Source organism: Gilliamella sp. ESL0232, from assembly GCF_013346885.1.
GTDB lineage: Bacteria > Pseudomonadota > Gammaproteobacteria > Enterobacterales > Orbaceae > Gilliamella > Gilliamella bombi.
The window spans coordinates 84,607-105,864 of sequence record NZ_JAAEDW010000007.1; the positions used below are offsets into that span (position 1 = coordinate 84,607).

Here is a 21,258-nt window from a genome sequence, read left to right on the forward strand (position 1 = left end):
ATATGTTAAACGAGTGGTTAAGCCAATTTAAACAAGATAGCCAAATTAGTTTGCTAGATATTCATTTGGCAACGTTTTTGACGAATAAAGCAATGTTAAATGATGATATTACTACCAAACGTTTTAGTTTTTTGGTTCTATCACTAAGTAAAGAGGTTAGATCGGGACATGTTTGTCTTGATCTTGCTTATTTAGATGAATCAACGATTGAATCACAGCTTTGGTTACAATTAGATTCGCCAAATGCGCAAGATTGGAAAATTGCTCTTGAACAAGCTTATGATAGTCAGGTTGTGAGTGATGGAACAAATTTGTCTCCGCTTATTTTTATTGAAAATAAACTTTATTTTCAAAGAATGTGGTTAGATGAACAAAATGTAGCTCAATATTTCAATCATACAGCTTTAGATAAAGAACTTAGCTACAATACTGATTTAACCACTGTACTTAATCAACTTTTTATTCAGAATCAAACCGAAATTGATTGGCAAAAAGTAGCAGTTGCTGCTGCGTTAACACGCAAAGTTGCTATTATTTCTGGTGGACCAGGTACGGGTAAAACAACTACTGTTGCCAAAATTTTAGCCGGAATTTTGTTAACCAATCCGCATGCTCGAATTATTACATCGGCACCTACAGGAAAAGCGGCATCAAGGTTAACCGAATCACTGAGTCGCACAATCGAGCAACTCGATTTTGCACCACTAAATATAAAAGCAGAAGCAATCACTTTACATCGTTTATTAGGTGCAAAAGCAGATAATCGTTCATTTAAGCATGATAAGAATAATCCATTGCATGTCGATGTGTTAGTCATTGATGAAGCATCTATGGTTGATTTAAATATGATGGCAAGAGTAATTGAAGCATTACCTAATTCTGCTCGTTTAATTTTGTTAGGTGATAAAGATCAACTCTCATCAGTTGAAGCGGGAGCTGTGTTTGGTGACCTTTGTACCTTTATTTCGCATGGTTATAGCAAAGCACGGGCAAAAGAGCTAAGTCAATTGACTGGTTATGATGTACCAGCTTGCCAGCAAACAGCAAAAATTACTGATAGCATTTGTTTATTACAAAAAAGTTATCGTTTTAACGAATCATCTGGTATTGGATTGTTGGCTAATGCAGTCAAAGCTGGGTGCTCAACTTCTGTTAAAAAATTATTATTAGATGAATCATTAAGTGATATTCAGTATCATGCTCTTTCTTCACAACAGGCTTATGAAGATGTTTTACACGATAGTATTAATCATTATAAACATTATTTAAATGTGATTAAGCAGAATGGCACTGATGATATAGCGTTGGTTTTATCTAAATTTGCTGAATATCGCTTACTTTGTGCTGTCAGAGAAGGACATTTTGGTGTCGAAGGTTTAAATAAACAAATTGAATTACTTTTAGCCAAAAACAAATTAATTTATTTGAAAAATAAAGAAGCATGGTATGTTGGTCGACCCATCATGATATTACGTAATAGTGCTTCATTAGGGCTATATAATGGCGATATTGGCATTACATTAAAAGCCGAGCATGATAGTTCAAAATTGCGTGTTTATTTCCCTTTTGCTGATGGATCTATTAAAGGATTTTCTCCATTTCGATTACCCGAACATGAAACGGCTTATGCCATGACAATTCATAAATCACAAGGTTCAGAATTCGATGATGTAAATATTATCTTACCAACTGATAATTCGCCGTTACTTAATCGTTCTTTACTTTATACTGCTATTACCCGTGCTAAAAAAACGGTTTCAATTTATGCGACTGAAGCTATCTTGTTACAAGCAATTAAATCACAAACGCAAAGACATAGTGGTTTAGTCAGTTTATTGCAAAATAATAGCTGATTCTGTTTTGATAAGAATATTTGAGTTTATTTTTTGAAAGATGATGTGTAATTCGAGGAAGAAATAATAAAACAGGGCTAAAAGCCCTGTAATAATTAAATTAATGGATAATTTTAGCTAAGAAGTCTTTAGCACGATCTGATTGTGGATTAGTAAAGAACTGCTCTTTTGAGGTATCTTCAATAATTTCACCAGCATCCATAAAGATAACTCGGTGGGCTACCTTACGCGCAAAGCCCATTTCATGAGTAACCACCATCATAGTCATACCTTCATAAGCCAGTTCAACCATAACATCTAGCACCTCGTTTACCATTTCAGGATCTAGTGCTGAGGTTGGTTCATCAAACAACATAACAATAGGATCCATACATAACGCACGAGCGATCGCTACACGTTGTTGTTGACCACCAGAGAGCTGAGCAGGGTATTTATCTGCATGGGCAAGTAAACCAACACGCTCTAAAAGATTAAGCGCTTTTTCTCGAGCTTCTTCGTCTGTTCGACCTAACACTTTAATTTGTGCAAGTGTTAGATTTTTTAAAATAGTTAAATGTGGAAACAGTTCAAAGTGTTGAAATACCATACCTACTTTGGAGCGTAATTTAGCTAAGTTAGTCGCTTTATTTGTAACTTCTGTTCCATCAATAATAATTTTGCCTTTTTGTACAGGCTCTAAACAATTTACAGTTTTTATCAGGGTTGATTTTCCTGAACCTGAAGGACCACAAACAACAACAACTTCGCCTTTACCAACTCGAGTGGTGCAGTTTTTTAATACCTGAAATTGTCCATACCATTTTGAAATATTTTCTAAGGAGATCATCGAGTAATCCTTTTCTTAAAATAATTAACTAGACGTGAAACGGTGAAGCAAATAACAAAATAAACTGCTCCTGTAAATAATACCATTTCAACGATTAAACCATCTCTATTGCCTACAATATTAACCGCACGATAGAAGAAATCCGCTAAATTTAATGTATAAATAAGCGTTGTATCTTGGAATAATATAATCCCCTGCGTTAATAATAATGGAGCCATAATACGAAATGCTTGCGGTAAAATCACCATTCTTAATGCCTGACCTTTAGTCATGCCTAGTGCTAATGATGCACTGATTTGTCCTTTAGATACACTTTGAATACCAGCCCGAATAATTTCTGAATAGTAAGCTGCTTCAAATAATGCAAAAGCGATCAATGCTGACACAAAACGTATATCTGTTGTAGGCGGAAGATTTAAAATTTTTTCTAATAGTTGAGGCACAAGCAAATAAAACCAGAGCAAAACCATCATTAATGGAATTGAACGGAATATATTTACATAGCATAAAGCAAACCAATGTAGCACTTTAATCGAAGAAAGTCGCATAATGGCAAGTAGCGTTCCCCAAATAATACCAAAAATTACAGCGGTAAGTGTTATCTCTAAAGTTAATAACATACCTCTCATGATATAAGGTAAATTAGGTAGGATTTGTCCCCATTCTAAATCCATCATGATTTACCTCCTAATACGCCAGGAAGTCGTACTTTTTTCTCAATATATTGCATAGTAAACATTATAACGACATTGATAAGTACATACCCAAATGTTATAGCTATGAATGATTCATAAGGTTGGCCTGCATGTTCAAGCAGTTGGTTTGCTTGTTTGGTTAATTCGACGTAACCAACAGTTGAAGCAACAGCCGAGTTTTTAACCATATTTAATATTTCAGATGTTAACGGTGGTAGAACACGTCGATAAGCGTTTGGTAATAAAATATATAAATAGGTTTGTTTTAGGGTTAATCCTAATGCAATTCCTGCACTTTTCTGACCTGTAGGGATTGACTGAATAGCAGCTCTCACTTGTTCACAAATACGTGCACCTGTGAATAATCCTAATCCTATGGTTGACATTAATAAAGTAAATATCATAGGGTCAAGGCTATATAACCAGTCACGGATAGATTCTGGTACCAACGCTGGTACAACTTCAATCCAAAAGAATAAGTGAATGATTAACGGGATATTCCTAAAAACTTCAACATAACATGTACCTAAGCCAGATAAAAAGCGGTTAGGTAATGTTCTCAGCACACCAAATAGCGAACCAACCAAAAAGGCAACAGTTCCTGATGTAATAACTAGCAATATGGTCATTTGGAAACCTAACCACAACCAGCCTAGATACGTTGTATCCCCAAATGGTGCTGGTTGAAGAAAAATCCCCCAATTCCAACTTGTTGTCATAAATACTCCAACATGTAAAAAAAAATGTAAATAGTACTAAATAAGATGATGGACGCAGTTACCTACGTCCTTATGGGAAAATATCTGCGTATTAATCTAATGCTTTATCATTAGGATGAGCGAAAAGTTCTTTCATCTCAGAAGACATATCAAAGTTCATATTTAACCCTTTTGGTGGAATAGGTTGTTTAAACCAACGGTTATATGACTTTTCGGCGACACCTGATGTTTGTGCTTCTGAAATAGTTTTATCGACTAAAGCTTTAAATTGTGGGTCTTGTTTACGCAACATACAACCATAGGCTTCATAAGATAATGGTGTACCTACAATTTCCCATTGTTCAGGTTTTTTTGCTTTGGAGCGCTCACCTGCTAATAATGCATCATCGATAAGAAATGCTGCTGCTCGTCCACTTTCAAGTGTGCGAAATGCATCACCATGATCTTTGGTTGCAATAATACGAATATTTAACCCTTTTTCAGTATTGATTTTGTTGAGCATAACTTCGGATGTTGTACCTGAAGTTACGACCACATTTTTACCTTTCAGATCGTCAATATCTTTAATATTGCTACTAGTTTTAACTAAAAAACGAGTGCCAACAATAAAGATCGTATTTGAAAAATCAACTTGTTGTTGACGAGAAAGATTATTGGTTGTTGAACCACATTCAAAATCGTAAGAACCATTTTGTAACAGTGGAATACGGTTTTGAGAAGTCAGCGGTAAGTATTTAACTTGCAAGTTAGGCATGTTTAACTCTTTTTTTACCGCATTAATAATAAGATCTGAGTAATCTTGAGAATAACCAACAACTGTTTGGTTATCACCATAATATGAGAATGGGACTGATGATTCTCTATGTCCTACGACAATCACACCATTTTCTTTTACTTTAGCTAGTGTACCAGTTAATTCATCGGCAAATGCGGTACTACTTACTAGACCTAACATTGCAAATGATAACACTAGTTTGGTTAATTTTGTCTTTTTGTTCATACTCATCTCCTACTGTTTATTTTGTATCATATTAAATAATTTTAACATTTTTACAAAGGGCATATATTATAACTTATTTTTTAGCATAAAAGTACTTTTTACTGTTTATTTATCTATTTATTGGAGTTAGATGTAACCAGCAATTAACGCAATATTAGATTGCTGATTACATCAAGACTTATTAAAACCCAATTATATTTAAGCAATAATTATGCCAGTATAGTGAACTATAAACGTTTTTTTATAAAAAGTGAGATAAACATTAATGACATCACAACTAAATAAGGCCAATTCCCCCATATAGCATAAGGCGTTAGGCCAGTTGTTGGTGATACAGATGCAGATAATGCGCCTGTTTCAAATTGCGGTAATTTTTTAACAATATTACCATGTGGATCAATAATGGCTGTAATCCCTGTATTAGTACTACGAATTAAAGGTCTACCAAATTCAAGCGCTCTAGCTTGCGCCATTTGTAAATGTTGTTTAGGTCCAATACTATCACCAAACCAAGCATCGTTTGAAACAGTAAGTAAAAAATCTGTATCTGGAGAAAAATTTTGCCATATTAAATTAGATAAAATCACTTCATAACAAATGGCTGGGGTAAATTTAAAGCCTTTTATTTGTAATTGAGGTTGTTTTGTTTCGCCAGATTTCATTGAGGACATAGGAATGTTGAGCAGTTCAGCAATTGGTTCAAGTACTGATTCTAACGGTGTAAACTCCCCAAAGGGCACTAGATGGTGTTTTTTATAACGGTTGATAGTTGGATATTGATAATGCTCCTTTTCTCCTAATACTAATAAAGTATTGTAGATATATCCATTAGATTGATACCCATCTTCGCCAAAACGGTAATCAATAATACCAACAGCTATTTCAGAATCATGGGCTCGGGCTTCGTTATCTAGATATTGTAAAAAAGATTGTTGATTTATTTCGTAATCGGTGATGCTAGCCTCTGACCAAATGATAATTTTATCTTTACCAAAGTTTTGTTTAGTCAGTTTTGTATAGGTTTGTAGTGTGTTGTTAAGTTGTTCTCTTGTCCAACGAATTGACTGCGAAATATTTCCTTGAATTAAAACAAAATTAGCTGAACGAGTGTCATTAATTTTAGTCCAATTAATATTATTGAATAAAATTGGTGCAAATAAGATCGCAAGTAGTGCAATAAATGCACCAAGCGTGTGCCTTTTTGGCGTTTTGCTATTTATTGTCTTTATGCAATAAACAAATAATCCGCATAAAATTGTTAGCAGTAAATTAACACCATCAATCCCCAATATAGGAAAATAGCCTTTTAACGGACTATCTAGTTGGCTATAACCGAGTTGCAACCAAGCAAATCCGGTTAAAATATACCCTCGTAAGAATTCGGTTAATTGCCAAAGCACAGGAGCAAGAAATATAAGTTGTTTAAATGAAAATTGTCCAGCAAAACGATTTGCCATCCTTAATAGAAAAGCAAATAGCATAGGATAGAGTGACAAGTATAGGATTAAAAAACCTAAAATGATAATAGCAATGGGAGCGGGTAACTCTCCATATTGCTTAATACTGATATAAACCCAATGGATCCCAGCGGCAAAATAGCCAATGCCCCAACTTAATCCCAGTAACATAGCTTGTTTTTTAGATCTATCAGCAATAAGCCATAAAAGACCGGCAAACGATACAAAAGCTAGAGGCCAAATATGAAATGGAGCATAACTAAAAACTGCTATACCACCAAAAATTAGGCTTAATAATATTTTTTTAAGCATTTTCAGATAACTCTAAATTAGGCACGGTAGCCCCATCAGGAATAGTCACATGCAATTGAATGATTCGTCTTCGATCTGCAATGGTAACTTTAAATTGATAGCCGTCAATGGTAATGGTTTCACCGCGTAAGGGTAAGCGTCCAAAATGTTGCATTACCAGTCCTCCAATGGTATCCATCTCATCATCACTAAAATCAGTTGAAAATATTTCATTAAAATCTTCCACTAGAGTGAGGGCTCGCACAGTATAAACCGATTGCGTTAAGCGACGAATATCGCGATCTTCAACTTCATCATACTCATCTTCAATATCGCCCACGATGAGTTCTAAAATATCTTCAATAGTCACAAGCCCCGAAACACCACCAAACTCATCAATAGCCATTGCCATATGGTAACGCTGCATACGAAACTCTTTTAGCATATGATCAACACGTTTACTTTCAGGTACAACAACGGTTGGTCTAAGGATTTTTTTCAAATCAAAATTATCGACGCCTTGGCGAATAAAAATCAACAGATCTTTTGCCAATAAAATTCCTTCAATATGATCGCGATCTTCACTAATAACAGGATAACGGGAATGCCCATGTTCAGAAATAATATCTAGACACTCATCAAGTGAATAATTGTCTTTTATGGTAACAATTTGAGAGCGGGGAATCATAATATCGCGAACGCGTTGTTCTGCTATATCCATTACCCCTTCAATCATATCCAAGGTATCAGGATCGATAAGTTCGTTTTCTTCGGCTTCGCGAATTACTTCGATCAATTCTTCTTTATCTTTGGGTTCCGAATTAAATAACTGACTTAACCATAATGCAAACCCTTTTTTAGGTCTCCGGTGATTATCATCACTCATTTGTGCTTTTCCTTTCTTACTTTATTATTAATTTACTATTTTTGGCTTAGTTTACTTAATTTACTTACTAAAAAGTTTGCAAAATAGCATATAACTAAACGACCTATCGTACATTTCTATTCATCAATGGGTTGATAAGGATCTTCAAACCCCAACTGCAGCATAATATCAATTTCGATATTTTCCATTTCTTCAGCTTCTTCGTCAAGAATATGATCATAACCGAGTAAATGCAAACAACCATGCACAATCATATGTGCCCAGTGTGAAGTTAATGATTTATGTTGCTGATCTGCTTCCGCTTCAACCACTTGCTTACAAATCACCAAATCGCCAAGCAAAGGAACATCAATTTCAATGGGTGACTCAAATGGAAAAGATAATACATTGGTTGGCTTATCTTTATGACGATAGGTATTATTTAATTGCTGACTTTCTTGCTCATCAACAATACGAATAGTTAGCTCGGCATTATCCACAAATTGCGGCAAAATAACCTCTAACCATTGCATAATTTGCGCTTCGGTAGGCAAATTTTGGTTATCTTCTGTAGCAATTTGCAAATCTAAAATAATTGCGCTCATCATATTTACCTTACTTTATTATTCACGATGATAAGGATGATTAGTGGTTAAACTCCATGCACGGTAAAGGCTTTCAGCTACAATAACCCGCACTAAAGGATGAGGTAGGGTAAGTGGCGACAGTGACCAACTCTGTTCCGCCGCCGTTTTGCAAGAAGGAGATAACCCCTCAGGTCCACCAATTAATAAACTCACATCACGGCCATCTACTTTCCAACGTTCTAATTGTTCAGCTAAATTATGCGTTGTGTAAGGTTTACCTGGAATATCAAGAGTAACAATGCGATTGCCTTTACCACAGGCACTTAACATTGCTTCGCCTTCTTTATCTAAGATCCGTACAATATCTGCATTTTTGGTACGTTTTCCAGCGGGGATTTCAATAAGCTCTAAAGGCATATCTTTAGGAAATCGTGATTGATAATCATTAAAAGCAGTGGTAACCCAGTTTGGCATTTTATTGCCAACAGCAATAAGCTGTATCTTCACGTGATTAACTCCAAAGCTTCTCAAGTTCGTAAAGCTGACGGCTTTCTTCTTGCATTATATGTACAATGACCGCATCCATATCAACTACGACCCAATCGGCATCACTTTTACCTTCGCTACCTAACACCAAATGGCCTTGTTTTTTTGCTTCATCAAGTAAATGGTTAGCAATAGAGGAAACATGACGGTTTGAAGTGCCAGTACAAATAATCATATAATCGGTAATACTTGATTTGCCACGAACATCAAGGGTAACAATGTCTTTTCCTTTTAGATCATCAATTTTATCAATAATAAAATCTTGTAACGACTGCTGCAAAATAATCTCTCTTTTTATTAAAAATAAAGCGCCATTATAGCATATATTTTAAAAATAACGGTGATGATAACTTACACATATTTTTATTGATTATTGGGATTGCTTTTTTCTTTTCTTTTTGCTAGTTTATCTTCACGCATTTTTTTATTTGTTCTTTTCTGTTTTTCTTTATTTGGTCTCTTTTCGCTTTTTTTCTCTATTTATGCTAAATTCCTCTAGCACCTCTGTTAACGACGATATACCCAACAAGAATAAAAGTCCTAAAAATAAACCTAATAAAGATGGATATATTGGGTTGTAATCGTGACCCACGCGCGGAAGGATTCTAACCGTTGCTGCTTCTACAAAATTGGTACTAAATAAAAAAAGTAAGAAAAATATCGCTTTCATAATATATGCAATTTAATGGAATAATTTCCACGTATTTTATCTTATACAAATATATAGATGTTAAAGGAAATTTGAACAATAAAAAAGCAAAGTTTTATATTTCAATGGCACACATTTTCAAACAAAAAATTAGCGTTGCTGATCCAATTTTTGTAAAAATATTCAGGATTCTATACCGTCTTGAGATTAAAAAATGAAAATAATAATACGAAATTTGAATTGAGATGTGGAATAATCTAGGAGTAAACAAATAAAAACTTTAATAAAATTAATTCTAAATCTGAGGTGTTTTTAGTCAAAGCCCACGGGCAAGTAAAATTGCTCACGTGGGTTTATTTCAGTTACGTACAATCTTATTTATATAGATTTATAAAAACAGTTTGTGCAGTGCTTGCGGGGTTAGATGATACTTCTTTTACATAATAAAAGTGCGCACCATTAGCAACTGCATGTTTTTGTGCGGCGGCACTGATTTCTGCTGTATTGTTAAATACACCATGGAAGCTAATAGTACTAAATGGCGTCATGTGTTTAAATGCTTCGCTACTAATTTCGTAGGCATCTTGACCTGCTATTGCTGTTGTGACGATATAATCCCTAACGGGTGCGTCTTGTTTGTATAAAGCAACTTCGATATTTTCTGCTTGGTTTCTAATATCATCAGATGAAATTGAATCGATATAAAACGCATAGGCATTTTTTTCAGCGGCTAATTTACTTGCAGTTTCGGTAATTTCGGAAGTGTTATTGTAATTACCTTTAAATTTAACAACATCAAATGGTAAATAGTAAAGAGCTTTTGAACGTTCATAAGAAACCACGCCATTATAAATAGTTTCATCTTTCTGTACGGCTATTGGTGCGTTAGATTTGTAAATATTGGCATAAACAATCGCACGATCTGAAGAAGTTCCATTAGCTGGACTTTCCATTGCAGTAATATAGTAATATTTAGCACCTGCTTCATCGGCAGCACGAGAAATATCTTTAGCAGCATTTTCGGCTTGTAAATAACTTCCAGTTACTGAAATTTCTTTTAATGGTACTAAATGACTACTTTCTTTAGCAGTTAATGGCTCAGCAGCATAAAGACTAGCAACAGGTAATGATAACAATACGGCTAATGCAATAGAGGATTTGGTAAAACGTTTCATAATATATTCCTTCATTTTTGAATTATTAAAATAGAAAATCGTTGTTTAACGCTTATTTTATTTGCAAATATATTTATTGATATTACTTCGAAAATATTCGAACTGGCAGAGCTCCTGATGTGTTGTCCTTGTCTACTTGTAAAAAGCGTTAAGACATTAATAGTTGTTTTGGTAGGAAAAAATAGTAAAACAACTTGTTATTGTTATAAGACGTTCAGTAATAATCCTCAAGTTCTTTTAATCAAATAGAAGGGTGCCTAGCATTAATTGTTTAAAATGAAATGAATTGTCAAAAAAAGAGTTAATTTGAGCTAATTAAGAATGTTAATATTTTCTAAATTATATTTTTCCTACAGATTATTCTCTAATTCTTTCAATAAAGAATTTAAGGATTTGTGCAGTTAATCCCCAAATAACCCGATTGTGATACTGATAATAATAGACAGAATACTCAGCTCTTTTTTGCCATTTAGGTGATCGGTTTAAAATGATATCAAAAGGGAAATCATCAGAAGGTTTATGCCCGACAAACATTGTTGCACGCTGAGGGGGATTTTGAATAAACCACTCAATAGGAACGGTAAAAATCTGTTCGACTTCATCATGATTTAGTTTCAAATCATCAAGTGAATTGATTGTGCCAACAAATGGATAAATAGCCATACCTAATGTTGCAATTAACTTGGGTAATGCTCCTAAAATTATTATGTGCTTAAAGGGGATACCCAATTCTTCAACTGTTTCACGTTTAGCTGTGTATTCGGGATTGGTATCAGATAATTCCACACGCCCACCAGGAAAGCAAATATCTCCAGGTTGCCATTTTAATTTTCTAGATCTAATTTGAAATAAAAGATGCAATTGATGATCAATATCAATAATCGGCAATAATACTGCAGCTTTATTATCGATAAATTTTGTGTTTTCTTTTTTTTGCAACTGTTTAGCAATATTTTCAATTGTTATCATAATTATTCATTTTATTTAGGGTTTAAATTTTTGTTCTATTTACCTTACACAAATAACATGCTAGATTTAATAGTAGCGTTAAATTAATACGCGTGTTTTATCTAATTGAAGCCATGCAATATTATATCAATAACATAAAAAAAGAGCTTGAAGATCTTGCCAAATTGAAACGTGAGCGTGCTATCATTGGTATGTCTCCTGAATTTCAGCAGGTATTTTTATTACTTCCTGCGCTTTTTCATTATCACACACCTAAATTACCAGGATATATGGAAGGCGATATACCTTCAGGTATTGCTTGCTATCAATTGTCTGATGATGTAAGTAAACGGCTTAAAACTGAATTCGATTTTATTCCATCCACTAACGAAAATAAAATAATTAACATCCCAGCCATATCCGCTTTATATACAATGGGAAGTACCTGTTCTATTGGACAGTCAATTCAATCTGATCTTGATATCTGGATATGCATTGAAAACAATTTAACAGATCAACAAAAAGAAGCCTTACAACAAAAATGCCGTTTGATCGAAGACTGGGCAGCAAATTTGCAAGTCAAATTAACGTTATTTGTGGTAGATGCTGATCGTTTTATTAATAAACATCATGAATGCCTAATGGGCGAAAATTGCGGAACTGCACAGCATATTTTGTTACTTGAGGAGTTTTACCGTTCCGCAAATTTATTAGCTGGCAAATACTTGTTGTGGTTTGCAATACCTTATAATTTCACCGTAAATAACCTTACTTATCCTACTTATGAAAAGTGCGTTCAAGCGATGGTTGATCTTAATTTAATCGAGCGAGAGCAATGGATTGATTTTGGTCCACTAACTGGATTATCAGCTCAAGAGTATTTTGGCGCAAGTTTATGGCAACTTTATAAAAGTATTGATTCACCTTTTAAAGCGGTACTTAAAACCCTGTTATTAGAAGCGTACTCATGGATTTACCCACAAAATAAACCAGTTGCTTATCAAATGAGGGAGCTGATTCAAAAAGGCGAAATTCATAAAGGAATGTATCTTGATTCGTATTACATGCTGTTGGACAGAATCAGTAAATACCTCATTGAAATTAATGATTATGAACGACTTGAATTAATTCGTAATTGCTTTTATTTAAAAGTGAACGAAAAACTTTCTATCCCAATGCAATCGTCGTCATGGCGACGCTCTATTTTAAGTGACCTAGTTAAAAGTTGGGGATGGGATGAGCAACAAATTGCAAAATTAGATTCTTGTCAAACTTGGAAAATAGGGCAAGTCCGAGAAATACACGAAATCTTATTACACACCATGATGTCCGGCTATCGAAATTTACTCAATTTTGGTCGTCGTAATAATTTAGACTCATTAATTAGTCCTCAAGATCTGGCGATATTAACACGAAAGCTCTATGCTGCTTTTGAAGTATTACCGGGAAAGATTACAACTTTAAAGCTCAATATATCTGATAATTTACAAGAAGAAGCATTAACATTTATTCATGTTGCAGAAGATCGTATCAATCGAGCAGGATGGTACGTTTACAATCAAAAACCCATGTTACACTCAATTATTGGCCATCAATATCTTGAATATAGCAAATACTTAGTAAAACTAGTAGGTTGGTGTTATTTTAACGGCTTAATTGCTGATAGCACTCACTTTTATTATCATGATGGTGAAAACAGAAATAATTCGAAAATTAATAAATTGATCGTTGATCTAAAAAATTACTTTCCTATTGATGTGCCAGCAGCAACTGAAGAACAGCTATATGGACCATGCGAAATTCGTCACTTAGCTATTATTTTAAATTTAGAAGATGATCCGACCGCTAACATTGAATTAGACGATGAAGTGACCAATAGTGTACTTAATTATGGTAAAAATGAGCTAAGTTTAGTGGGATCAATTGATCTTCTTTATCGCAATTCGTGGAACGAAATTCGTGTTCTCCATTTCAGCGGTGCACTATCAGTGCTTCAGGCGATTAAGGAATTACTAAATCGAATGCATAAAGATGCTGATTTGCCTAATTTGCTAGAAATATTTTGTTATAGCGAGTACCAGAGTGATGAAATCAAACAACAAATGAAAAAGTTAATGGATGAATGTATCGATTTACGTTTAACTACCACTCAAAATAACTCAACGCAAGTAAAACCATTAAGGATCGGTGGAGCTTCATGGTATCTATTTTTTGAGCGATTAGGGGTATCATGCCATCAATTTGAAAGTGCGATTGATTTTTATGGCGCTGTATCAAATAACAAAATACAAGGCAGACCACTAAACATTTTAGACGAAACTAACGAACTACCAAAAGAAATTGATAGCGTGGCTTATGCCGGGATCATACAATTCTTTTTTGAAAATACTGATTCAGGTTTTGATCTTTACATTCTAAATGAACATAACCAAGTTGAAATATACCGTAATTGCAACGGTTCAATAGATAATATGGTTAAAGATATTAACGAATTTTATATCTTATCTGACGATCGTTTTTCATTTACTACCAGTAGCTCAGTTAATTTTAATCTACCTCAATTTTATCAAATCACCTATAATGAGCATGATGAAAGACAGATTATCCCGCTTAATTAAAAGATCGGCAAACGATCTTACTTGAATGTAATCATGTCAAAAAGTTTCAGGTAACTATGTGTTTTAGTATAAAAATAATAAAAGTTTACAATTAATAAGTAAAATAATTAAATTTCTATTAAAATAATGGGAACTTTTTTCTAATTTAAGAATCTAACTGTATGTCTGCACAACTTTGGGCCGATTGACAGTTATTAACAAAATAAGGAAAGGCCTTTAATGGGGGAGCAAGTAACAGACCAAGTATTAGTAGATCGCGTTCTTAATGGAGACAAAAACGCATTTAATTTACTTGTTGTTCGTTATCAAAATAAACTGGCTCATTTGGTTTCTCGTTATGTATTAGCGTCCGAAGTTCCTGATGTTGTGCAAGAGACTTTTATTAAGGCATATCGATCATTAAGTCTTTTTAAAGGTGAAAGTGTTTTTTACACATGGCTGTATCGAATTGCAGTCAATACAGCAAAAAACTACTTAACGTCTCAAGGACGACGGCCACCATCATCAGATATAGATGCTAGTGAAGCCGAAAGTTACGAAGGTGCAGATTCATTAAGAGATCTTGATAATCCTGAAAATTTAGCGCTTTCAGACGAAGTAAAAAAAACAGTATTTGCAACGATCGAAGCATTACCTGATGATTTAAAAACAGCAATTACATTGCGCGAAATCGAAGGGTTAAGCTACGAAGAAATTGCTCAAATCATGGATGTACCAGTTGGCACAGTGAGATCCCGTATTTTTAGAGCTCGTGATGCAATTGATGAAAAAATTAAACCATTACTCAGTTAATGGCTACAAACAAATGAATAAAGAGTAGTCATAAATTTAAGGTATTTACTATGCAAATAGAACAGAAAGAGCAACTTTCATTACTTATGGATGGTGAGTTTACAAATGACCATATTGTTGATGAAGTATTAAATGATGAAAGTTTGCAATCATGCTGGCATCGTTACCATATTATCAGAGATACAATGCGAGGTGAATTACACAGTAATTCATTAAATCATAGTAGTTCACTAAATTTAGATATCTCTAGCCAAATTGCACAAGCGATAGCAACTGAAGATTTATACAATCAACCAACTGATCAACCTAATATTGACACAACCTCGCCACCAAAAGCTGAAAACCTAATTTGGATTCACGTTAAGGACTTTATAGGCAAAGTAAGCCAAGTTGGGCTTGCAGCTTGTGTCACTCTTGGAATTATTGCAGGTGTACAATATAATCAAGGACAAACAGATAGTACCAGTGCAAGCCCTACACTAAATACAGTACCAGTTGGTGTAAGTGTGGCTCCTGTAGGTGGCATTCATCAACAAAACGATCAGCAATTACTTGAAAAACGACAATACGACAAAATTAGATTGCTTGTACAAGATTATGAATTGCAAAAAAGATTAAATGCACACTAATTTTAAATGAAATCATCAAATTATTTTATCAAATATTTTATAAAACAGAGCCGAAAAATAATATTCGCTCTGTTTTTTGCATTTTTTTCAGTATCGATTTATGCCAACGATACAGAGGATGCCTTTGCGTTATTAAACAAAATGAATCACGCTGTACAAACGCAAGATTACCGTATTTACTTCGTATCTGAAGATAAAAATCAATATGTAACCACATTCGAATATAGCCATATAGGTGCGCCTGTAAAAGAAGATATTAATGCTTACTTGCGCTATCTGGAAGGTCCTGATAAAGAGATCATCTTACATAAAGGCATAACCAGTTACTTTCAGCCTAATAGTTCATCATTTTCTATCACTAGCTCACGAATTATCGAAGCTTACCCCGATGTTGTTTATAATAATTTTAATGACCTTAAAGAGGTTTACGATTTTATTTTTTTAGGCAAAGCAAGAACAGCTAATCGAAGCGCAAAATTAGTTAAAATCATAGCTAAAGAACAGGACCGTTATAGCTATGTAATTTGGATTGATGATGAAACCAGTTTACCAATTAGGATCGATTTATTAGATCAAAATAGCGACATCATTAATCAGATAAAAGTAATCCAACTAGATAAAAATTTTGATAAGAAAGAACAGCTAGATTATATCGCTAGTCGAACTTACCCAATCTTATTATCGATTGAAAAACAAAATAATGCTTTTGACCAATGGCGACTAGCTTGGTTACCTAAAGGATTTAAAGAAGTGGCTGCTTATAATTTGAATTTTTATAGTTCTGACATCGCGACTAAATTGTTTTCGGATGGCGTATTTTCGTTTACGGTCAATATCTCATCTGAACAAGCTAAACAAGCTAATCAAATTATTCAACAAGGTGGAAGGACTATTTATTCAACCAACTTAGGTCACAAAAACATTATCATCATAGGTAATTTACCTCGTACTACTATTGAACGTATTGCACAAAATATTGTTCAGAAATAAGTGCAAACTACTTAATAACGCTATGCTTGGTAGCGATAAAAGTGTAAAATATTTTACTTTCTGACTATGTAATTATTAGCAATATTGGTCATAACCAAAAGGCATTTTAGATAGTTAACCGTTAATAACCAAGATACTAATTATAATTTATTAATATGAATAAAAATATCCGCAATTTTTCAATTATTGCCCATATTGACCATGGTAAATCAACGCTTTCAGACCGCATAATACAAATTTGTGGTGGGCTTTCAGATCGTGAAATGGAAGCTCAAGTACTTGATTCAATGGATCTTGAGCGTGAGCGTGGCATCACAATCAAAGCACAAAGTGTAACCCTTGATTATCATGCTAAAAATGGCGAAACATACCAGCTCAATTTTATTGACACACCAGGTCATGTTGATTTTTCTTATGAAGTGTCACGCTCGCTAGCTGCTTGTGAAGGGGCGTTATTAGTTGTGGATGCGGGGCAAGGTGTTGAAGCTCAAACACTGGCAAACTGCTACACTGCGTTAGATATGGATCTTGAAGTTGTCCCTGTTCTAAACAAAATTGACTTACCTGCGGCTGAACCAGAGCGCGTTGCAGCCGAAATCGAAGATATTGTAGGTATTGATGCTAGCAATGCAGTGCGTTGCTCGGCAAAAACTGGCGTTGGCGTTGTTGATGTACTTGAGCAATTGGTCAGCGATATTCCACCACCAGAAGGTGACTCGACAGCACCATTGCAAGCACTTATTATCGATTCATGGTTTGATAATTATTTAGGTGTAGTTTCATTAATTCGCATTAAAAATGGCGAATTAAACAAAGGTGATAAGATCAAAGTAATGAGCACAGGTATGACTTATAACGTTGATCGACTTGGTATTTTTACCCCTAAGCAAATTGACAAACAATGCCTGCATTGTGGTGAAGTGGGTTGGGTTGTTTGTGCGATCAAAGATATACTAGGTGCGCCGGTGGGCGACACCTTAACTTTAGCAAAAGCACCTGCGCAAAATCCATTACCTGGTTTCAAAAAGGTCAAACCACAAGTTTATGCTGGATTATTCCCAACCAGTTCTGACGATTACGAAGCTTTTCGTGATGCCCTTGGCAAATTAAGTCTAAATGATGCCTCGTTGTTTTATGAGCCAGAAAATTCTGGAGCTTTAGGATTTGGATTCCGTTGTGGTTTTCTTGGCTTATTGCATATGGAAATCATTCAAGAACGCTTAGAGCGTGAATACAACCTTGATTTGATAACCACTGCACCGACGGTTGTTTATGAAGTACTAACTACATCAAATGACATTATCTACGTTGATAGCCCTGCCAAGTTACCAGCAGTAAATAACATTCAAGAATTACGCGAACCAATAGCAGAATGTAACATATTAGTTCCGCAAACTTATTTAGGCAACGTCATCACACTTTGTGTTGAAAAACGTGGTGTGCAAACCAATATGGTTTATCATGGCAATCAAGTTTCTTTAACGTACGAAATCCCAATGACCGAAGTTGTATTAGACTTTTTTGACAAACTAAAATCGACTTCGCGTGGGTATGCATCATTAGATTACAGTTTTAAACGATTCCAAGCTGCCGACATGGTAAGGTTAGATGTATTAATTAATGGTGAACGAGTTGACGCATTAGCCTTAATTACCCACAAAGACAATGCACCATATCGTGGACGAGAATTAGTTGAAAAAATGAAAGATCTTATTCCTCGTCAACTATTTGATATTGCCATACAAGCGGCTATCGGTAATCATGTCATAGCAAGATCAACGGTCAAACAACTACGCAAAAATGTATTAGCCAAATGTTATGGTGGCGATGTGAGTCGTAAAAAGAAACTTTTACAGAAGCAAAAAGAAGGTAAAAAGCGCATGAAACAAATAGGTAATGTGGAATTACCGCAAGAAGCCTTTTTAGCCATTTTGCATGTAGGAAAAGATTAACCAATTAAAAACAAATCAATAAAAAGATTTATTTAAAGAGGGAAAAAAATGGCTGGAACATTTGCCATCATATTAACACTAGCAACACTCATTACTGGTATCTTTTGGTTTTTAGAAAAATTCAAATGGAAACCAGCAAGACAACGTAAAGTTGAAGAAATCCGCACTCAAAGCAATGGCGAAGTTGATGGAAAGATACTGGCTGAAGTTGGTAAACCCAAAGGTTGGGTTGAAAATTTGGCATCGTTTTTTCCGGTATTGTTTGTCGTGTTTGTTATTCGTTCATTCATCTATGAACCGTTTCAAATTCCATCAGGATCAATGATGCAAACATTACTAATTGGCGACTTTATTGCGGTTGAAAAATTTTCTTATGGTGTGCGTGATCCTATTACTAACACCGTCATTATTCCGACAGGACAACCAAAACGTGGTGATGTTGCCGTATTTAAACACCCAAATGTGCCTCAAATGGATCTTATAAAGCGGGTTGTCGGCTTGCCAGGTGACAAAATCGTCTATTTAGTAAAAGAAAAGCAAATCTTAATCTATCCTGCTTGCCAAGCAACAGATGCAAATTGCGAAGGGCAACAATCACAGCCGCTCAATTTGCATTACAGCGAACCAAGGCCAAGTAACTGGAAAGAGGTGCATGAACAGTTCAAATCAAACCCTAATTTTTACACGCTAGAACAATATGCGGATAAAGGTATTGTTGATTCTCAGTCTATCATGACATTAAATATGAATATTCAACAAGAAACTCTTGGTGACACACCGCATGATATTCTAACCACTCAAGGTTCACAAGAAAATCCTAGCTATTTTTATCATCAGGATGGACAACCGATAGCCACTTGGGTTGTACCACAAGGTCATTACTTTATGATGGGTGACAACCGTGACAACAGCGGTGACAGTCGATACTTTGGCTTTGTACCCGAAGGTAATTTTGTGGGTAAAGCAACTGCGATTTGGATCAGCTTTGAAAAACAACCAAACGAATGGCCAACAGGAATCCGCTTTAGTCGTATTGGCGGTATACACTAATAGCTATAATTATGAAAAAATTTAGTCAAATTCAACAATCAATCGGCTATATGTTTCAAGATACATCCCTACTTGAATTAGCCCTTACTCATCGAAGTGCTAATAAATTGCATAACGAGCGTTTAGAGTTTTTAGGGGATTCTATTTTAAGTCTTGTCATAGCCGATGAACTTTATCACCGTTTTTCCAAACAAGATGAAGGCGATCTAAGCCAAATGCGCGCAACACTTGTTTGCGGGCAAACACTTGCCGAAATTGGTAAGGATTTTAAATTGGGCGATCACCTTATTTTAGGACAGGGTGAACTCAAAAGTGGTGGTTTTCGTCGCGAATCGATTATTTCTGATGCTGTAGAAGCCATAATCGGTGCCATTTATCTAGATAGCAACCTAGACACAGTTCGTTCACTTATCTTATCATGGTATCAAAGCCGCTTGACCCAAATTCAACCTGGTATTAAACAAAAAGATGCCAAAACAAGATTACAAGAATACTTACAAGGAATTCATCGTCCGCGCCCATGTTATTTAATTCTTGAAGTAACTGGCGATAACCACGAACAAGAATTCTTAATTCAATGCAAAATTGACAATGATAGCCATGAATATTTAGGTCGTGGCTTAAGTCGCCGAAAAGCAGAACAAGCTGCCGCACAAGAAGCACTCAACCAATTAGGTATAAAATGACAGAAACAACACAACATTGTGGATTTGTCGCCATTGTCGGGCGACCAAATGTAGGTAAATCAACGCTACTAAACCAATTGCTTGGTCAAAAAATTTCGATTACATCACGCAAAGCGCAAACGACCCGTCACCGAATTGTGGGTATTGACACGCAGGATAATGACCAAATTATCTATATCGATACTCCCGGACTTCATATTGAAGAAAAAAGAGCCATAAACCGCTTAATGAATCGTGCTGCAAGCAGCTCAATAGGGGATGTTGAACTCGTTATTTTTGTGGTTGAAGGCACACATTGGAATGACGACGACGAAATGGTCGCCAACAAACTCAAAGATTGCAAAAGCCCAGTTCTGTTAGTGATTAATAAAATTGACAACGTCACCGACAAAACACAATTATTACCGCATATTCAAGCGATAAGCCAAAAAATTAACTTCCTTGATGTTGTGCCAATTAGCGCTGAAAAAGGAGAAGGTGTAGATATTATAAAAGATATCGTCAAAAAACACTTACCAGAAGGTGAACACCATTTCCCTGAAGATTACATTACCGACCGCTCGCAACGCTTTATGGCATCAGAAATTATCCGTGAAAAACTTATGCGTTTTTTAGGTGACGAATTACCTTATTCAGTAACGGTTGAAATTGAACAATTTAAAGTTGACGAACGTAATGGAATGTACCGCATTAACGGACTAATCTTAGTTGAACGCGATGGACAAAAGAAAATGGTCATCGGCAACAAAGGTGAAAAAATCAAAAAAATTGGTATTGAAGCGCGCAAAGACATGCAATCATTTTTCGACAATAAAGTCCATCTAGAGCTTTGGGTAAAAGTCAAAGCAGGCTGGGCTGATGATGAACGAGCGTTGCGGAGTTTGGGTTATAGTGATGATTAAAGATCTTACTTGATTTTAGTTATTCATC

Annotated in this window: 20 protein-coding genes; 9 read left to right on the forward strand and 11 right to left on the reverse strand. The window is 35.1% G+C overall.

Features of this window, described 5'->3' with window-relative positions:
* Nucleotides 1-2 precede the first annotated feature (2 nt).
* Complete coding sequence (gene recD / locus GYW75_RS08560; protein WP_174799045.1) at nucleotides 3-1,853, forward strand: exodeoxyribonuclease V subunit alpha; 1,851 nt, start codon at nucleotides 3-5, stop codon at nucleotides 1,851-1,853.
* A 100-nt stretch (nucleotides 1,854-1,953) separates the two neighbouring features.
* On the opposite strand, the gene GYW75_RS08565 is transcribed toward recD, so the two are convergent.
* From GYW75_RS08565 to GYW75_RS08615, 11 genes are all read right to left on the reverse strand, one after another.
* On the reverse strand, nucleotides 1,954-2,679 hold the full coding sequence (locus GYW75_RS08565) for an amino acid ABC transporter ATP-binding protein (RefSeq protein WP_034910011.1): 726 nt from the start codon (nucleotides 2,677-2,679) through the stop codon (nucleotides 1,954-1,956).
* Nucleotides 2,676-3,356, reverse strand: coding sequence for a glutamate/aspartate ABC transporter permease GltK (gene gltK, locus GYW75_RS08570; RefSeq protein ID WP_065590846.1), 681 nt, complete (start codon nucleotides 3,354-3,356; stop codon nucleotides 2,676-2,678). The genes GYW75_RS08565 and gltK overlap by 4 nt, the downstream gene beginning before the upstream one ends.
* The gene (locus tag GYW75_RS08575) at nucleotides 3,353-4,093 is read right to left on the reverse strand and encodes an amino acid ABC transporter permease (RefSeq protein ID WP_065590847.1); all 741 of its coding nucleotides are present in this window, start codon (nucleotides 4,091-4,093) and stop codon (nucleotides 3,353-3,355) included. Before GYW75_RS08575 ends, gltK begins: the two co-directional genes overlap by 4 nt.
* Nucleotides 4,094-4,184: 91 nt before the next feature.
* Nucleotides 4,185-5,093 (reverse strand): glutamate/aspartate ABC transporter substrate-binding protein, encoded by a 909-nt coding sequence (locus GYW75_RS08580; protein ID WP_085164646.1) that lies wholly within the window; start codon nucleotides 5,091-5,093, stop codon nucleotides 4,185-4,187.
* A 227-nt stretch (nucleotides 5,094-5,320) separates the two neighbouring features.
* On the reverse strand, nucleotides 5,321-6,862 hold the full coding sequence (gene lnt / locus GYW75_RS08585) for an apolipoprotein N-acyltransferase (RefSeq protein WP_174799046.1): 1,542 nt from the start codon (nucleotides 6,860-6,862) through the stop codon (nucleotides 5,321-5,323).
* Entirely contained in the window at nucleotides 6,855-7,727 is an 873-nt protein-coding gene (gene corC, locus GYW75_RS08590; protein WP_174799047.1) for a CNNM family magnesium/cobalt transport protein CorC, read from the reverse strand. The genes lnt and corC overlap by 8 nt, the downstream gene beginning before the upstream one ends.
* A 116-nt stretch (nucleotides 7,728-7,843) precedes the next feature.
* On the reverse strand, nucleotides 7,844-8,311 hold the full coding sequence (ybeY, locus tag GYW75_RS08595) for an rRNA maturation RNase YbeY (RefSeq protein WP_174799159.1): 468 nt from the start codon (nucleotides 8,309-8,311) through the stop codon (nucleotides 7,844-7,846).
* An 18-nt stretch (nucleotides 8,312-8,329) separates the two neighbouring features.
* Complete coding sequence (gene rlmH, locus GYW75_RS08600; RefSeq protein WP_065560955.1) at nucleotides 8,330-8,800, reverse strand: 23S rRNA (pseudouridine(1915)-N(3))-methyltransferase RlmH; 471 nt, start codon at nucleotides 8,798-8,800, stop codon at nucleotides 8,330-8,332.
* Nucleotides 8,801-8,804: 4 nt separating this feature from the next.
* Entirely contained in the window at nucleotides 8,805-9,122 is a 318-nt protein-coding gene (gene rsfS / locus GYW75_RS08605) for a ribosome silencing factor (RefSeq protein WP_034909992.1), read from the reverse strand.
* Nucleotides 9,123-9,862: 740 nt separating this feature from the next.
* A complete protein-coding gene (locus tag GYW75_RS08610) occupies nucleotides 9,863-10,663 on the reverse strand; it encodes a YdgH/BhsA/McbA-like domain containing protein (protein WP_174799049.1) in 801 nt (266 codons plus the stop codon).
* Nucleotides 10,664-11,020: 357 nt separating this feature from the next.
* The gene (locus tag GYW75_RS08615; protein ID WP_085164869.1) at nucleotides 11,021-11,632 is read right to left on the reverse strand and encodes an NUDIX hydrolase; all 612 of its coding nucleotides are present in this window, start codon (nucleotides 11,630-11,632) and stop codon (nucleotides 11,021-11,023) included.
* 92 nt (nucleotides 11,633-11,724) lie between these two features.
* Between GYW75_RS08615 and GYW75_RS08620 the strand changes: the two genes are divergently transcribed.
* The 8 genes from GYW75_RS08620 to era all read left to right on the forward strand — a co-directional run bounded on the left by GYW75_RS08620 (nucleotide 11,725) and on the right by era (nucleotide 21,230).
* Complete coding sequence (locus tag GYW75_RS08620) at nucleotides 11,725-14,229, forward strand: class I adenylate cyclase (RefSeq protein WP_296317887.1); 2,505 nt, start codon at nucleotides 11,725-11,727, stop codon at nucleotides 14,227-14,229.
* A 219-nt stretch (nucleotides 14,230-14,448) separates the two neighbouring features.
* The gene (gene rpoE, locus GYW75_RS08625) at nucleotides 14,449-15,021 is read left to right on the forward strand and encodes an RNA polymerase sigma factor RpoE (RefSeq protein WP_034909980.1); all 573 of its coding nucleotides are present in this window, start codon (nucleotides 14,449-14,451) and stop codon (nucleotides 15,019-15,021) included.
* Between the two features lie 50 nt (nucleotides 15,022-15,071).
* Nucleotides 15,072-15,650, forward strand: coding sequence for an RseA family anti-sigma factor (locus tag GYW75_RS08630; protein ID WP_174799053.1), 579 nt, complete (start codon nucleotides 15,072-15,074; stop codon nucleotides 15,648-15,650).
* Between the two features lie 6 nt (nucleotides 15,651-15,656).
* Nucleotides 15,657-16,640, forward strand: coding sequence for a MucB/RseB C-terminal domain-containing protein (locus GYW75_RS08635; protein WP_174799059.1), 984 nt, complete (start codon nucleotides 15,657-15,659; stop codon nucleotides 16,638-16,640).
* A 155-nt stretch (nucleotides 16,641-16,795) separates the two neighbouring features.
* Complete coding sequence (gene lepA, locus GYW75_RS08640) at nucleotides 16,796-18,592, forward strand: translation elongation factor 4 (protein WP_174799062.1); 1,797 nt, start codon at nucleotides 16,796-16,798, stop codon at nucleotides 18,590-18,592.
* Between the two features lie 48 nt (nucleotides 18,593-18,640).
* Entirely contained in the window at nucleotides 18,641-19,642 is a 1,002-nt protein-coding gene (gene lepB / locus GYW75_RS08645; RefSeq protein WP_174799064.1) for a signal peptidase I, read from the forward strand.
* An 8-nt stretch (nucleotides 19,643-19,650) separates the two neighbouring features.
* Nucleotides 19,651-20,328 carry a ribonuclease III gene (rnc, locus tag GYW75_RS08650; RefSeq protein ID WP_370738304.1) on the forward strand — a complete coding sequence of 226 codons (678 nt, stop codon included), beginning with the start codon at nucleotides 19,651-19,653 and terminating at the stop codon, nucleotides 20,326-20,328.
* On the forward strand, nucleotides 20,325-21,230 hold the full coding sequence (era, locus tag GYW75_RS08655; RefSeq protein ID WP_174799066.1) for a GTPase Era: 906 nt from the start codon (nucleotides 20,325-20,327) through the stop codon (nucleotides 21,228-21,230). Before rnc ends, era begins: the two co-directional genes overlap by 4 nt.
* The last annotated feature ends 28 nt before the right edge of the window (nucleotides 21,231-21,258 follow it).

Bases quoted from the DNA above. Each gene is read 5' to 3' on its own strand.
- GYW75_RS08565 (WP_034910011.1), bottom strand. From the start codon at position 2,679: ATGATCTCCTTAGAAAATATTTCAAAATGGTATGGACAATTTCAGGTA.
- gltK (WP_065590846.1), bottom strand. From the start codon at position 3,356: ATGATGGATTTAGAATGGGGACAAATCCTACCTAATTTACCTTATATC.
- rpoE (WP_034909980.1), top strand. From the start codon at position 14,449: ATGGGGGAGCAAGTAACAGACCAAGTATTAGTAGATCGCGTTCTTAAT.
- era (WP_174799066.1), top strand. From the start codon at position 20,325: ATGACAGAAACAACACAACATTGTGGATTTGTCGCCATTGTCGGGCGA.
- GYW75_RS08630 (WP_174799053.1), top strand. From the start codon at position 15,072: ATGCAAATAGAACAGAAAGAGCAACTTTCATTACTTATGGATGGTGAG.
- GYW75_RS08635 (WP_174799059.1), top strand. From the start codon at position 15,657: ATGAAATCATCAAATTATTTTATCAAATATTTTATAAAACAGAGCCGA.
- corC (WP_174799047.1), bottom strand. From the start codon at position 7,727: ATGAGTGATGATAATCACCGGAGACCTAAAAAAGGGTTTGCATTATGG.
- GYW75_RS08580 (WP_085164646.1), bottom strand. From the start codon at position 5,093: ATGAACAAAAAGACAAAATTAACCAAACTAGTGTTATCATTTGCAATG.
- GYW75_RS08615 (WP_085164869.1), bottom strand. From the start codon at position 11,632: ATGATAACAATTGAAAATATTGCTAAACAGTTGCAAAAAAAAGAAAAC.
- lepA (WP_174799062.1), top strand. From the start codon at position 16,796: ATGAATAAAAATATCCGCAATTTTTCAATTATTGCCCATATTGACCAT.
- lnt (WP_174799046.1), bottom strand. From the start codon at position 6,862: ATGCTTAAAAAAATATTATTAAGCCTAATTTTTGGTGGTATAGCAGTT.
- GYW75_RS08610 (WP_174799049.1), bottom strand. From the start codon at position 10,663: ATGAAACGTTTTACCAAATCCTCTATTGCATTAGCCGTATTGTTATCA.
- GYW75_RS08575 (WP_065590847.1), bottom strand. From the start codon at position 4,093: ATGACAACAAGTTGGAATTGGGGGATTTTTCTTCAACCAGCACCATTT.
- lepB (WP_174799064.1), top strand. From the start codon at position 18,641: ATGGCTGGAACATTTGCCATCATATTAACACTAGCAACACTCATTACT.
- recD (WP_174799045.1), top strand. From the start codon at position 3: ATGTTAAACGAGTGGTTAAGCCAATTTAAACAAGATAGCCAAATTAGT.
- ybeY (WP_174799159.1), bottom strand. From the start codon at position 8,311: ATGAGCGCAATTATTTTAGATTTGCAAATTGCTACAGAAGATAACCAA.